Origin of the sequence: Paenibacillus sp. FSL L8-0340 (assembly GCF_038593145.1) — a bacterium.
Taxonomy (GTDB): Bacteria; Bacillota; Bacilli; order Paenibacillales; family Paenibacillaceae; genus Paenibacillus_AQ.
The window spans coordinates 1458045-1470961 of sequence record NZ_CP151967.1; the positions used below are offsets into that span (position 1 = coordinate 1458045).

General features: G+C 54.8%; 11 protein-coding genes. 9 read left to right on the top strand and 2 right to left on the bottom strand.

Features of this window, described 5'->3' with window-relative positions; genetic code table 11:
- Positions 1 to 241: 241 nt before the first annotated feature.
- From NST07_RS06705 to NST07_RS06740, 8 genes are all read left to right on the top strand, one after another.
- A complete protein-coding gene (locus NST07_RS06705; RefSeq protein ID WP_341090501.1) occupies positions 242 to 1696 on the top strand; it encodes a PLP-dependent aminotransferase family protein in 1455 nt (484 codons plus the stop codon).
- 15 nt (positions 1697 to 1711) lie between these two features.
- Positions 1712 to 2701 carry a D-alanine--D-alanine ligase gene (locus tag NST07_RS06710; RefSeq protein ID WP_342481263.1) on the top strand — a complete coding sequence of 330 codons (990 nt, stop codon included), beginning with the start codon at positions 1712 to 1714 and terminating at the stop codon, positions 2699 to 2701.
- Positions 2694 to 3878 carry an aminotransferase class I/II-fold pyridoxal phosphate-dependent enzyme gene (locus NST07_RS06715; RefSeq protein WP_341090504.1) on the top strand — a complete coding sequence of 395 codons (1185 nt, stop codon included), beginning with the start codon at positions 2694 to 2696 and terminating at the stop codon, positions 3876 to 3878. Before NST07_RS06710 ends, NST07_RS06715 begins: the two co-directional genes overlap by 8 nt.
- A gap of 413 nt (positions 3879 to 4291) precedes the next feature.
- Positions 4292 to 5353: a nicotinate-nucleotide--dimethylbenzimidazole phosphoribosyltransferase gene (gene cobT, locus NST07_RS06720; RefSeq protein WP_342481264.1), complete on the top strand. Its 1062-nt coding sequence runs from the start codon at positions 4292 to 4294 to the stop codon at positions 5351 to 5353.
- Positions 5350 to 5898: a bifunctional adenosylcobinamide kinase/adenosylcobinamide-phosphate guanylyltransferase gene (cobU, locus tag NST07_RS06725; protein WP_342481265.1), complete on the top strand. Its 549-nt coding sequence runs from the start codon at positions 5350 to 5352 to the stop codon at positions 5896 to 5898. The genes cobT and cobU overlap by 4 nt, the downstream gene beginning before the upstream one ends.
- Positions 5895 to 6707 (top strand): adenosylcobinamide-GDP ribazoletransferase, encoded by an 813-nt coding sequence (gene cobS / locus NST07_RS06730; protein WP_342481266.1) that lies wholly within the window; start codon positions 5895 to 5897, stop codon positions 6705 to 6707. The genes cobU and cobS overlap by 4 nt, the downstream gene beginning before the upstream one ends.
- A gap of 99 nt (positions 6708 to 6806) precedes the next feature.
- Positions 6807 to 8411: a cobyric acid synthase gene (locus tag NST07_RS06735; protein ID WP_342481267.1), complete on the top strand. Its 1605-nt coding sequence runs from the start codon at positions 6807 to 6809 to the stop codon at positions 8409 to 8411.
- A 2-nt stretch (positions 8412 to 8413) separates the two neighbouring features.
- The gene (locus NST07_RS06740) at positions 8414 to 8740 is read left to right on the top strand and encodes a YnfA family protein (RefSeq protein ID WP_342481268.1); all 327 of its coding nucleotides are present in this window, start codon (positions 8414 to 8416) and stop codon (positions 8738 to 8740) included.
- Between the two features lie 112 nt (positions 8741 to 8852).
- Here the strand turns inward: NST07_RS06740 and NST07_RS06745 are convergent, their stop codons facing one another.
- A complete protein-coding gene (locus tag NST07_RS06745; RefSeq protein ID WP_341377598.1) occupies positions 8853 to 10541 on the bottom strand; it encodes a methyl-accepting chemotaxis protein in 1689 nt (562 codons plus the stop codon).
- A gap of 389 nt (positions 10542 to 10930) precedes the next feature.
- Here NST07_RS06745 and NST07_RS06750 point away from each other — a divergent pair, with 389 nt between their 5' ends.
- Positions 10931 to 11656 carry a queuosine precursor transporter gene (locus tag NST07_RS06750; RefSeq protein ID WP_341090517.1) on the top strand — a complete coding sequence of 242 codons (726 nt, stop codon included), beginning with the start codon at positions 10931 to 10933 and terminating at the stop codon, positions 11654 to 11656.
- Positions 11657 to 11743: 87 nt separating this feature from the next.
- On the opposite strand, the gene NST07_RS06755 is transcribed toward NST07_RS06750, so the two are convergent.
- Positions 11744 to 12838 (bottom strand): Xaa-Pro peptidase family protein, encoded by a 1095-nt coding sequence (locus tag NST07_RS06755; protein WP_340894282.1) that lies wholly within the window; start codon positions 12836 to 12838, stop codon positions 11744 to 11746.
- Between the last annotated feature and the right edge of the window lie 79 nt (positions 12839 to 12917).

Below are 12917 nucleotides of genomic sequence, written 5' to 3' on the forward strand. Positions count from 1 at the left end.
AGAAGAAATCCCATGATGCAGGCGTTGATTAGTCCATGAGCCGTGTATACAGCTGGGAAGCTGTGGGTCCGCAGAAACTGGATGCACAGAAAAGTACCCACATTATGTAATTAAAAAGCTATATCACTGCGGGACGCTTGGGTTATCCCGTCATAGAACCACACCGGAAGAAAATCCCGGGGTTGTGGTTCTTTTTTTACGCTGGCGACTGTGCCATGATAGCTATGGGGGCGATTGAAGCATGTTTAAGGATTTCAAGCTCATTGCCGGACGTCCGGTATATATTCAGGTGAAGGATTATTTGAAGCATCTCATTCTAAAAGGCGCCCTCCAAGGCGGCCAGAAGCTTCCGTCGACACGCGAGCTCAGCACACTGCTGAAAGTCAGCCGCAATTCAATTATTTCCGCCTATGCGGGGCTTACGGATGACGGCTTTGCGTATACGGTGCAGGGTCAAGGAAGTTATGTTTCGCTTGCTGCCTCTACTGAGAGTGCGGCGGCCCCCTCCTGGACTGTGGACTGGAAAGAGCGGATGAACAGCCGCGCGCTGCTGGCGGAGGAACTGGATATAATGAAGCGCGGAATCCGCGCGGAGAAGGGCACGATTTCTTTTACCAGTATTGCGCCCGATGAGAGCCTGTTTGATCTGGATAATGTAAAGCGGGCCTTTCTGGACCGCATGTCCGTAGAGGGCAACGTTCTGCTGAACTATGGCTATGCCAAGGGGTATAAGCCTTTAATAGACTATTTGCGGCAATATATGGAGCATAAGGGCGTGGATATGCGCGGCAAGGATATGCTGATTACGAATGGTTTTACGGAAGGCTTCGATTTGGTGCTATCCGCACTTGGCCAGAAGCATGGGCGTGTGCTCTGCGAGAATCCGACCCATCATACGGCGATCAAAAATATGCGGCTGAATGGATTTGCGATCACTGGAGTAACCATGGAGCGGGATGGTATCCACCTCGGTGAACTGAAACGGGCGCTGGAGGAGCGGGAGTATGACTGCGCGTATTTTGTGCCTTCCTATCACAATCCTACCGGCATCGTCATGTCCCCCGAAAAAAGACAAGGGCTGATGAAGCTGATGGCAGAGTACAGGGTGCCGGTCATCGAGGACGGCTTCAACGAAGAGCTGCGCTATTCGGGCTCACATGTGGCTCCGTTAATCGCGGCGGCGGGCGGCGGGAACAGCGTCGTCTATCTTGGCAGCTTCTCCAAGGTGTTGTTTCCCGGACTGCGGGTAGGCTGGGTGCTGGCTGATCAGGAGCTGATCTACTATCTGGAAAGTGTCAAAAGAGCCCGTAGTATTCATACTTCAACGCTGGATCAATCCATTCTGTATCAATATCTGCTCGGCGGACATCTGGAAAAATACCTCAAACGAGCGCGAACGGAATATAAACGGAAATACGAGCTGACGCTGGAATGCTGCAAGGAGTACTTGCCATATTTTGGGATAAGTGGAGATGGCGGACTGCATCTTTTTGTAACCTTTCCCGAAGGCTTTAGTACAAGAGAACTGCTGGATGCCTGCCGTGAGCGGGGGGTTATTTTTACAGCGGGGGATATCTTCTTCACGAATGGAACAGGACAAAACACGCTGCGCCTGGGCTTCTCCAGGGTGGCTGACGGGGATATCCGCAGGGGAATTGAGATTATCGGCAGGGCAGCACGGCAACTACTGGGATGAAAAGGGGTTATGGGGATGATAAAAGTAGGCGTAATAATGGGCGGGGTTTCCTCTGAATATGAAGTGTCGCTGAATACCGGCAGAGAAATGCTGAAGCACCTGGACCGGAGCAAATATGAGGTTGTCCCGGTGGTTATTACAGAGCGTGAACAGCTGATCGGACAGGTAAAAGGTCTGGATTTTGCGCTGCTGGCCCTTCATGGAACCTATGGCGAGGATGGAACAGTTCAGGGTACGCTGGAGACGCTTGGCATCCCATATTCCGGGAGTGGCGTGCTGTCCAGCAGCCTATGCATGGATAAACATCTGTCCAAAACAATTCTTCGCAGCAAAGGTGTTCCTACGCCTGACTGGCTGTGCTGGGACCGGGCGGAGGATGTTGCGCCGGAAGCCGTGGAACAGCTCGGTTACCCGGTGATGGTGAAGCCGAACTCAGGCGGTTCCAGCATCGGGATGACCAAGGTGAATAGCGTGCAGGAGCTGCGGAGTGCGGTGGAGAAAGCTTTTGGGGCGGACCAGTCTGTGCTTGTCGAAGCATATACCGAAGGCCAGGAGATTACCTGCCCGATCCTCGGCGGAACCCTGCTGCCCGTTATCGGCATCAATGCGCTTGGCGCGGACTGGTTCGATTACAGCTCCAAATATGAGCAGGGCGGAGCCGACGAACAGGTTATTCAGCTGCCTGCCGAGATCCTGGAGCGGGTGCAAGCGGCGGCGCTGACCTGTTATCATACGCTGAAATGCTCGGTATATGCACGGGTGGATATACTGCTGAAGGATGGGAATCCCTACGTACTGGAGGTCAACACGCTGCCGGGTATGACCGAAACCAGCCTGCTGCCCAAAAGCGCACTTGCGGCCGGATTCACCTTCAGCAATCTGCTGGATGAGATTATCGCGGGTTCTCTGAAGGAACGGCGTGCGAATCAGGCAGTCCAAGTAACACAAGAGGTAACGGAGATGCAGAGGGAAGAAGAAAGGCAAGAGGTAGCAGGTCATGCTTAAGGAGAACCGCAAGCTGGCAGAGGATTGGATAGCTCCCCGTGTGCGGGAGATTGCACCTTCGGGTATCCGGGCTTTTTTTGATCTTACTGCCGGTAACAACGATATTATATCACTGGGCGTAGGTGAACCGGATTTCGCTACACCTGAGCATGTAAGAGCTGCCTGCGTCCGCGCTTTGAACCGCGGGGAGACGATGTACACCTCGAATGCCGGACTCATGGAGCTTAGAGAAGAGATCGCCCAATATCTGGGGAGCAGCTTTGGACTGCAGTATCATCCGGCGGACGAGATCATGGTTACGGTGGGCAGCAGCGAAGCCCTTGATCTGGCACTGCGCGCTTTCACGGCTCCGGGTGATGAGATCATCATCCCTTCTCCCAGCTATATTGCCTATTCGCCAATTGCCCACTTAAACGGAGGGACGCTGGTTGAGGTGGAGGCTACGGCAGAGCAGGGCTTCAAGCTTACAGCGGAAATGCTGCGTAAGGCCATTACCCCACGCTCGAAGCTGCTGGTAGTGAATTTCCCGAATAATCCTACGGGAGCGGTCATGTCCTACGAGGACTGGCTGCCGATTGCAGAAGTTGTAAAAGAGCATAATCTGCTCGTGCTTTCAGATGAAATCTATGCGGAGCTTACCTATGACAGCACTCATGTTAGTATCGCTTCGCTCCCCGGCATGCAGGAGCGGACGATAGTGATCAGCGGCTTCTCGAAGGCATTCGCCATGACCGGCTGGCGTGTCGGTTATGTCTGCGGGAACCATGAGCTGCTGGCAGCGATGCTGAAGATACATCAGTATACCGCGATGTGCGCGCCGGTGCTGGGCCAGATTGCCGCGATCGAATCCCTGCGCAGCGGACTGCCCGATAAAGACCGGATGAAGGCATGTTTCCGGCAGCGCAGAACTCTGTTTGTCGAAGGGCTCAGAACAATTGGACTTCACTGCCATCAGCCGCAAGGTGCGTTCTACGCCTTCCCTTCGATCGCTCATACCGGACTGAAATCGGAGGAATTTGCTTTACGCCTCCTGCGGGAGGCTGGAGTCGCCGCAGTTCCGGGACATGTGTTCGGAAGCGGCGGCGAGGGGCATATCCGCTGCTCCTATTCGACATCCACAGAGAGGCTGACCGAAGCGCTGGAGCGGATGGAAGGGTTTATGAAAGTAAGAATATGAATGCAAGTGTAAATGCAAGCGTGAATGCAAATGATCATACGTGTGAAGAAATTCTCCGCAAGACAGCATTGAAGCTCTGCACCCGGAAGCAGCGGTATAGACAGCTTTCCAAGTGCATGAAGGTAAAAATGTAATTGTATGATCCCGCTATATCACCTATAATCCTTAAGGAAGAAATAGGGGTATGCACTAAAATAGTTCGCGGCAGCAGCAGTGGCAGCACAAAGCCCCCTTCTTTGGAGAAGGGGGCTTTGTGCAAATATAAGAATTTATATGCTTCACGCTATAAATTATCCTTCTATTTCTCGCTGAAACGGATACCGTCCTTTTTAAGGACGGCGAAGCCGTTTCCACTTGCGTGGAGCTACGTTTATTCAAATAGAGTTGTAATAGAAGAAACAGGAGGAGTAACTATGATTTCAGCATTGGAAGAAGTGATCGGGCGGATTGTCCCCGCCGATGAACAAGCGATACTGCGCGCCGGGGACCGGCTGAACAGCCTGACCAAGCCGCCGGGAAGCCTTGGCCGGCTGGAGGCATTGGCCGTCCGGCTGGCGGGAATCTCCGGTGTGGAACAGCCAAGCTACGGTAAACGCACCGTAGTGGTCATGGCTGCAGACCACGGTGTCTGCAGTGAGGGAGTCAGCGCATTTCCGCAGGAGGTTACGGTGCAGATGGCCCATAATTTCCTCAGCGGCGGCGCAGCAGTGAATGTGCTGGCCCGCCAAGGCGGGGCAGAGGTGAAGCTGGTGGATATCGGGATAGGCGGTGACCTGAGCCATCCGGAGCTGATTGACCGCAAGGTGCGGCGTGGAACCAGCAATATGGCGCAGGGACCGGCGATGAGCCGGGAGGAAGCGCTGAGAGCCATTTTGGCCGGGGTGAACGTGGCGGAGGAAGCGGTGAGTAGCGGAACGGAGATACTTATCACCGGCGAAATGGGCATCGGCAATACGACAGCCAGCGCTGCGGTGCTGTGTGCACTGGAAGGCATCCCTGCAGAGACCGCTGTAGGCCGGGGTACCGGCATTGACGATGAGCGGCTGCGCCATAAAATCGCAGTGGTGGAGCGGGCGCTGCAGATCAATGCACCGGATCCGGACGATGCTATCGACGTGTTGGCTAAGGTAGGTGGCCTTGAAATCGCCGGTCTGGCCGGGCTTATTCTGGGTGCAGCCGCTGCACGGGTTCCCGTTGTGCTTGACGGCTTCATCTCCGGCGCCGCAGCGCTTGCAGCCAAAGCACTTGCACCGGAGTCCATCCATTATATGATTGCCTCCCATGTCTCAGGGGAGCAGGGGCATAAGCTGATGCTGGAGCGGCTGGGGCTGGAAGCGCTGCTCGACCTTGGGCTGCGTCTTGGCGAAGGAACAGGGGGCGCCCTCTGCCTTCATCTGATTGAAGCGGTGTGCCGGATTATGCGCGAAATGGCCACCTTCGAAAGCGCAGGGGTATCCGGGGCGGAGAGCCGATGAGCATCCTTGTAACAGGCGGAGCGCGCAGCGGTAAAAGCAGCTTTGCCGAACGCCTGACACTGTCGCTGGCCGGTCAGGCTTTCTATGTGGCGACCGGGCAAGCGTTCGATGAAGAGATGAAGGCGCGGATTGCCCTGCACCGGCAGCAGCGCGAAGAAAGCGGCGGCCAGTGGGAGACGCTGGAGGAGCCGCTGGATTTGCCGGCTCTGCTGGAGCGTCTCTCCGGGGGAAAGGCGGTGCTTGTAGACTGCCTGACCCTGTGGCTCTCCAATGTGCTGCTGGCCGTGGAAGGGCAGGCGGACAGACAAGAGCGGGTGGAGCAGGAAATCGGCAGGCTGGAGCACAGTGTGGCATCTTTTCAGGGGACGCTCGTTCTGGTTACGAACGAGGTTGGCGACGGCATCGTGCCGGAATATGCACTGGGACGGCTGTACCGTGATCTCGCCGGACGGATGAATGCGCTGCTGGCCCGGCAGTGCCAGCAGGTCTTTCTCGTCACCGCCGGAATACCGGTTGAGCTGAAGAGCAGGGAGTACCTGCTATGAGTGCGCGGGAGGATGCCGCCGCCGCTTTTCAGTTCCTGTCGCGTTTTCCGGTAAAGGGAGGCGGCGACTTTTCCCGTGATTTGCTGCGGCGCAGCGTGGTCTATTATCCGCTCGTCGGTGCGGCGATCGGGGGGAGTACTGCGCTGTGCGCTGCTGCAGCGGCTTGGCTGCTTCCGGCTTGGCCTGCCGCTGTAATCACTCTCATCCTGTGGGTAGGGTTGACCGGCGGGCTGCACCTGGACGGTTGGATGGACAGTGCCGACGCACTGCTCAGCTACCGCTCGCGGGAGCGGATGCTGGAGATCATGAAGGACAGCCGCGTAGGGGCGATGGGCGTCCTGGCCTGCGTGCTGCTATTGCTGCTGAAGGCCGCCTTGCTGGCGGCATTTATCGAAGGCGGCACCTTTTACGAGCTGCCGCTGCTGCTATTGCCGCCGGTCTGGAGCCGCTGGTATATGGTGCGGGCGATGGCCCGCTATCCTGTTGCCCGCGGCAATGAGGGGTTGGCAGCCAGCTTCGCGGAGCTGCCGCCCCGGCAGGAGCGGCGCGCGCTGCTCACCGCCGCGCTGCTCTCACTGGCCGCTGCCGCTGCGCCACTTGCGCTCGGCGCGGCAAGCGGTACCTGGCCGCAGCATCTGGCGGCGGCCTGCCTTGCCCCGGTGTCCGCAGTGCTCTGCGGACACTTCGCGGCGCGGCGGATCAGCAGCCGGCTCGGCGGGCTCACCGGCGATGTGTACGGCGCGCTGAACGAGTTGCTGGAGGTCCTGCTGCTGCTCTTGCTGGTGCTGCTACAGAAGGGCCTGATGTAGCCGGTAGGCTCTGCGGAGAGCTACATTTCCGGGTATGCTAGAGCAAGAACAACTGCTTCGCCAGTACTTCGGCAGCAGGAAGAAAGCGGGGAGAAGAGCATGAAGAACCAAGCGGACACACAAGAGAAGAAACAGCGGGCGGCCGTGCTAATGATGCAGGGAACGGCTTCGGATGTCGGCAAGAGCCTCGTCACTGCAGCCATCGGGCGGATTATGACACAGGACGGCTACCGGACGGCGCCTTTCAAGTCGCAGAATATGGCGCTGAATTCCTATGTCACCGTGGACGGCAAAGAAATCGGGCGTGCCCAGGGCATGCAGGCCGAAGCGTTCGGCATTACGGCTACCAGCGACATGAATCCGATTCTGCTGAAGCCTTCGGGCGAGATGAGTGCGCAAATCGTCGTCCATGGTGTACCGCACACGGCGCTGAGCGCGCGGGAATACCGCGAGAAGTTTCTGCCGGAAGCCAAAGGGACGGTGCTGGACGCGCTGGATCGTCTGCGGGCAGCTTATGATATCGTGCTGATGGAAGGGGCGGGAAGCCCGGCCGAGATCAACCTGAAGGCGCGGGATATCGTCAATATGAATCTCGCAGGCTGGGCAGATGCGCCGGTGCTGCTGATCGCAGACATTGACAGAGGCGGCGTATTCGCCTTTCTGGTCGGTACACTCGAACTCTTGGAGCCGCATGAGCGGGCGCGTGTCAAAGGTTTCATTATCAATAAATTCCGCGGAGATCTGTCCTTGCTGCAGCCCGGTCTGGATTGGCTGGAGCAGCGCACCGGGATCCCGGTGCTTGGTGTGCTGCCGTTTCTGCCGCAGCTGCGGATAGAGGCGGAGGATTCCGTAGTACTGGAAGGGACTTCGGGCCGTATGCAGCCCGGCAGCGCGAAGGAGCTGGATATTGCGGTCATCCGCTATCCGAGAATATCGAACTTCACCGATTTCGATCCGCTGGAGGACGAGCCGGATACCGCTGTACGTTATGTGACCTCTGTAGAGGAGCTGGGCACACCGGATGCCATCATTCTGCCGGGCACGAAGAATACGGCGGCAGACCTGAATTATTTGCGGGAGCAGGGCTTCCCTGAAGCAATAATGTATGCGCTTGAGCACGGAACTCTGCAGCTTACCGGGATTTGCGGAGGATACCAGATGCTGGGGCGGAAGCTGCTCGATCCGCATGCTGTTGAAAATGCGGAGCCGGGGGATAGTGACGGGCTGGGCTATCTGCCCCTGTCCACGGAATTTCTGCCGCATAAGACGACGGTGCGTGTAAGCGGCACGCTGGCTGATGGTCATCCGCTGCAATTATGCGGCCTTGACCCCGGAGCAGCTGAGGAAATTCCCGTTGCCGGATATGAGATCCATATGGGTACCACGACGAATCATGAAGGTGCAGGCGTCAGAAGCCTGTTCCGCCTGACGGGACTGGAAGGGGAGACGTTGCCTGAAGGTTGGGGTACGCCGGACGGCAAGATATGGGGAACTTATCTGCATGGTTTGTTTCATAATGATAGCCTGCGCAGAGCCTGGCTTGACGGGATACGGCAGGGCAAAGGTCTTGCCCCGCTGGCCAGGACCTTCTCGTCGGCAGCGCTCCGCGAGCAGGAATTCGACCGCCTGGCGGATGCCGTAAGAGCCAGCCTTGATATGGGGGCGGTTTACAGAATAATGGGTCTTCCCGGAGAAGAGGGGTAAGAATGGTGCTGGCGGTTCTGCTGTTTATTGTTGCCGGTCTGGCTGAAATCGGCGGCGGTTATTTAATCTGGCTGTGGCTGCGGGAGTCGCGGCCGCACTGGTATGGCCTCGTTGGTGCACTAATTCTGATTGCATACGGCATCGTCCCCACCTTGCAGAAGTTCCCTTCTTTCGGCAGGGTGTACGCCGCCTATGGCGGTGTGTTCATCGTGCTTGCCGTTCTTTGGGGCTGGCTGGTAGACAAGAAGACACCTGATTTGTATGACTGGATCGGTGCAGGTATTTGTGTGATTGGGGTATCGGTAATCCTGTGGGCACCGAGACACTGATCTGAAGGGGAATAGCTTTTTTAAATTGCAGCGCAACCTGACAAAAAGGCAGTCCAAGCTCTGATAAGCTGTGGACTGCCTTTTGATAGGGTATGAAAGAAGCGGGTTCTCTTTAAATCTTGAACTGTTTCACAGCTTCCTGAAGCTTGACCGCTTGTTCATGCAGATGCTCCACGGTCAGGGAGTTGCCATCCAGCTCCTCATGCTGCCGTGAGGAGTTCTCGGCAAGCAATTCTGCGCTTGCTTGCGAATTGGCGGTAATTTGTGCAGTTTCCTCCACTGAGGCGCTTACTTCTTCGGTGCCGGCCGAAATCTGCTGGGTGGCGGCAGATACGGACTGAATGCTGTGATTGATGCTCTGAATAAGAATAAGCAGCTGATTAAAGGCATTGCTGGCTTCCACTACTTTGCCTACGCCCGAGGCTACTTCCAAGTTCACATGATTCATCTCTTCCACTGAACGGTTCATATCCTCCTGCAGGCTAAGCAGGAAGTCACGGATCTGCTCATTGGATTCCTTGGACTGCTCGGACAACTTGCGGACTTCTCCGGCTACAACAGCAAAACCGCGGCCATGCTCGCCTGCGCGTGCCGCTTCAATGGAAGCATTCAGCGACAGCATCTGAATCTGCTTGGTTATTTCGGTGATGCCCTGGACAACCCCGCCAATCATCAGGGAACGTTCATTCATGATGCGGAACTGCTCCAGCGACTTCTGAGAGGCATGCTCCACCTGACGCATTTGCTGTACGGCACTCTGGGCAATCTCATTGCCGCCCATGGCTTCCGCTGAAGCTTCACTGATCTGCTCAGTGACTTCACCGGCTGCGGATGCGATATGCTGAATGCCGAAATTGATTTCTTCCATGGCTCTGGAGTTCTCCAGTGCGCTGCTGGCAATAGTTGTACTGCCTTTGCCGATCTCCGTAACGGATAGTGCCGAACGCTCGGCCATTTCACCCAGCACTTCAACACGCGCTTTCAGATCATTGGCATCGGCGACGACACTGCCTGAAGTATCGAGAACCTGCCCGATCATTTCCTTAAGCCGTTGTCCCATACTTTGGAAGCTCACTGACAACTGGCCGACCTCATCGTTGCCCTTAATAACGAGATTCTGCGTGAAATCACCGGCAGCGAGCTTATTGCTGTAAGCGGTAAGCTGAGAGAGCGGCCGCGTGATTCTCCGGCTCATGAAGGTCGCGGCGGCGGTTCCAATGATCAGCGACAGCAGTGTAATTCCTATACTTGCCCAAACGATGCTGTTTATCTTGTCTTCAACAAAACCAACGTCTGAACTTACTCCGATGACCATCCTGCTGCCGGGAACACTGACATAGGCGGTCTTATGTATACCGTGACTGTCACTATAGATTTCACTGAGCCCCGTTTTTCCTTTAGCGGCTTGTTCCATAGCGGGCAATACCTTAAGGCTTTCTTCAGCCTTCAGCTTTGAGCCGTGATCTGCGGCCAGTACGGTGGCCTTTCCATCTTTCATTTCGATGAGGAAAATGGTCTCCACATCATGCAGCTTTCTTTTTTCCTGGAAATAGTATTCGACATTCGTGGTGGCCTGTGCACTCTTACTCAGGGTCTGCTGGGCGTGGGTTGCGTTCAAATTCTTGTAGACATCCTGAGCGGCCCCGGTCAGAAGCTTGTTAATTTGCGGCATTACGTAGCCGTCGATGGTACTCATTGATATAAAGTAGAAGCTGATACTTAACACAAGAGATGTGAGCAATAGGACGACAAACAACAAAAGTGTAAATTTGCGGCTGATTGAATTCTTTAAGCGTGACATATCCATTCTCTCCTTTTCTATTTGAATGCATCGATCCCATGCCAACGCTTATAAGCGGGCACACAGCTATATACTCCATTGATGTTGGTCATATATCAGGCTATCGTTCCGGGGATATGATTGATAACTATTCTATAGAATTAACCTTCGGTTGAATAGTGAAAATTTTGAATTATAACGCATATTTTTCAGAAAAATATGAATAATTATCGAATGAATCATTAGTTTACCGAAAATAAGTGACATCATTCTTCTTTTCTGAAAATTTAAAATTATCATAGAATGTTAGCTTTTTATATGGTAGAGTATTAATGTTTTGTTCCTATAAACAAAATATCCGCGGTTCGTAACCATCCCGCGTAACCAAAACTAGGAGGAAGTATAGAAAAATGTTTAATTTGTTTTGGGGAATTTTGTTCGTTATTGTCAACTTCGGCCTATTTCTGCTCTGTTACCGTCTCTTTGGTAAAAAGGGGCTGTATGCCTGGGTTGGAGTTGCTACGGTCATCGCCAATATTCAAGTGGCCAAGACGATTGCTATGCCGCTGGACATCGTGATGACGCTGGGCAATACGATGTATGTGACGCTGTATATGACCAGCGATTTGCTTAATGAAAGGTACGGGAGGAAGGAAGCGCGCAATGCCGTATGGTTCGGTTTTTTCACCCTGCTGATGACTACGGTGATTATGCAGATGGCGCTGGTGTTCAAACCGCAGGGAGATCCCATTTTCCAGACCTCGCTGGAAACGATCTTTGGACTGATGCCGCGTCTGGCGCTGGGAAGCCTTGCTGCCTATTTCATCAGCCAGTTCCTCGACGTGCGCCTGTATTCGTGGATCCGCAAATACTACAGCACCTCGCGCCAGCTTTGGATCCGCTCCAACGGCAGTACGATGATCAGCTCATTTGTAGATACGCTGATTTTTTGCACCATTGCGTTTGCCGGCAGATTCGATATGCAGGTGTGGATCGAAATTTTGCTGACTACCTACGTAGTGAAATTCCTGCTGACCGGTGCAGGCACGCCAATCCTTTACATTGCCCGCTCCTTTAAGTTTGCCGAAGAGGAAGAGCCGGCCCTGAAGGCTGCGGATAGCCGCAGCATTTCATAGGTTGTGACCATAAAAAAGCAGTGAGTCTCCCGTTATGGGGCCGGCTCACTGCTTTTTTTGATGGACATATCTTATATTGGACTGCTGTTACAAATGGAGGATAGTCAGCTCTTTCGGGAAGCTGGTCAGCGTTACGGGACCTTCTGCCGTAATAAAGACATCATCTTCAATACGTACACCGCCTACGCCCGGCACATAGATGCCCGGTTCCACGGTGAATACGTTGCCGTTCTCGATAATATCCGTATTTAAACCGTGAAGGGAAGGATACTCATGGGTATCCATGCCAAGTCCATGGCCGACACGGTGCATGAAATATTCCCCGTACCCCGCATTTTCGATCACTTCACGCGCTGCCCGGTCCACTGAGCCGAAGGTAGCTCCTGCCCGGGAAGCGGCAATGCCTGCCAGGTTAGCGGCCAGCACCGTGTTGTAGATTTCGGTCAGCTTGCTGTCCGCTTCCTCCACGGCAAAGGTCCGTGTGATGTCGGAAGCATACCCGGCGGCATATACGCCAAGGTCGAACATCAGGAAATCACCCGGCTGGATGATGCGGTCTCCCGGCACACCATGCGGAAGGGCAGTGTTAGAACCACTTAGGACCATAGTGTCGAAGGAAGGACCGGAGGCGCCGACCTTTTTCATCAGATATTCCAGCTCAGCCACCAGCTCAATTTCGCTGACTCCGCTTTTCACATGGTTTAGACCGCGGCGCAGAACCTCCTCCACCAGCTCGGCGGCATGTTTCATCCGGCTGACTTCCTCCGGTGTCTTCTTGGCGCGCATCGCCCGGAGCAGGGGACCGATATCGCTAAATTGCGCTGCAGGCACAGAATCGGCGAGCAGCTCATACCGGCTTACGGAGAAATGCTCTTTCTCTATGCCGAGTGTGCCAGGTGTTTTGCCGCCAAATTGCGACTTTAGCAGCTCATACGGATTATCAGTATCGCTGTGTGTCAGGATCGTCGTGACGGAGGAAGCCGCATGAGCTGCTTCGGCATCCAGTGCCGGAACAATCAGGACGGGCTCCTCTCCGCGAATCAGCAGCAGGCCAAGAAAACGTTCATGGGGATTGCTGGCAAACCCGGTCAAGTAGTAGACATGTTTGGGATCGGTGACGAGCAGAGCGTCCAGCCCTTCTCCCGCCATTCCCCCAGCCAAGCTTTGTAGAGCCTCATTCATTTCAGGTGTTCCCCTTTCGTGATCACGATAAAAAAAAGCAATGTTTTCATTATAGATCATTAGCCGGCAGGGTGCACGT

Coding starts and splice junctions, on each gene's coding strand:
- NST07_RS06705 (WP_341090501.1), top strand. CDS start 242: ATGTTTAAGGATTTCAAGCTCATTGCCGGACGTCCGGTATATATTCAG.
- NST07_RS06710 (WP_342481263.1), top strand. CDS start 1,712: ATGATAAAAGTAGGCGTAATAATGGGCGGGGTTTCCTCTGAATATGAA.
- NST07_RS06715 (WP_341090504.1), top strand. CDS start 2,694: ATGCTTAAGGAGAACCGCAAGCTGGCAGAGGATTGGATAGCTCCCCGT.
- cobT (WP_342481264.1), top strand. CDS start 4,292: ATGATTTCAGCATTGGAAGAAGTGATCGGGCGGATTGTCCCCGCCGAT.
- cobU (WP_342481265.1), top strand. CDS start 5,350: ATGAGCATCCTTGTAACAGGCGGAGCGCGCAGCGGTAAAAGCAGCTTT.
- cobS (WP_342481266.1), top strand. CDS start 5,895: ATGAGTGCGCGGGAGGATGCCGCCGCCGCTTTTCAGTTCCTGTCGCGT.
- NST07_RS06735 (WP_342481267.1), top strand. CDS start 6,807: ATGAAGAACCAAGCGGACACACAAGAGAAGAAACAGCGGGCGGCCGTG.
- NST07_RS06740 (WP_342481268.1), top strand. CDS start 8,414: ATGGTGCTGGCGGTTCTGCTGTTTATTGTTGCCGGTCTGGCTGAAATC.
- NST07_RS06745 (WP_341377598.1), bottom strand. CDS start 10,541: ATGTCACGCTTAAAGAATTCAATCAGCCGCAAATTTACACTTTTGTTG.
- NST07_RS06750 (WP_341090517.1), top strand. CDS start 10,931: ATGTTTAATTTGTTTTGGGGAATTTTGTTCGTTATTGTCAACTTCGGC.
- NST07_RS06755 (WP_340894282.1), bottom strand. CDS start 12,838: ATGAATGAGGCTCTACAAAGCTTGGCTGGGGGAATGGCGGGAGAAGGG.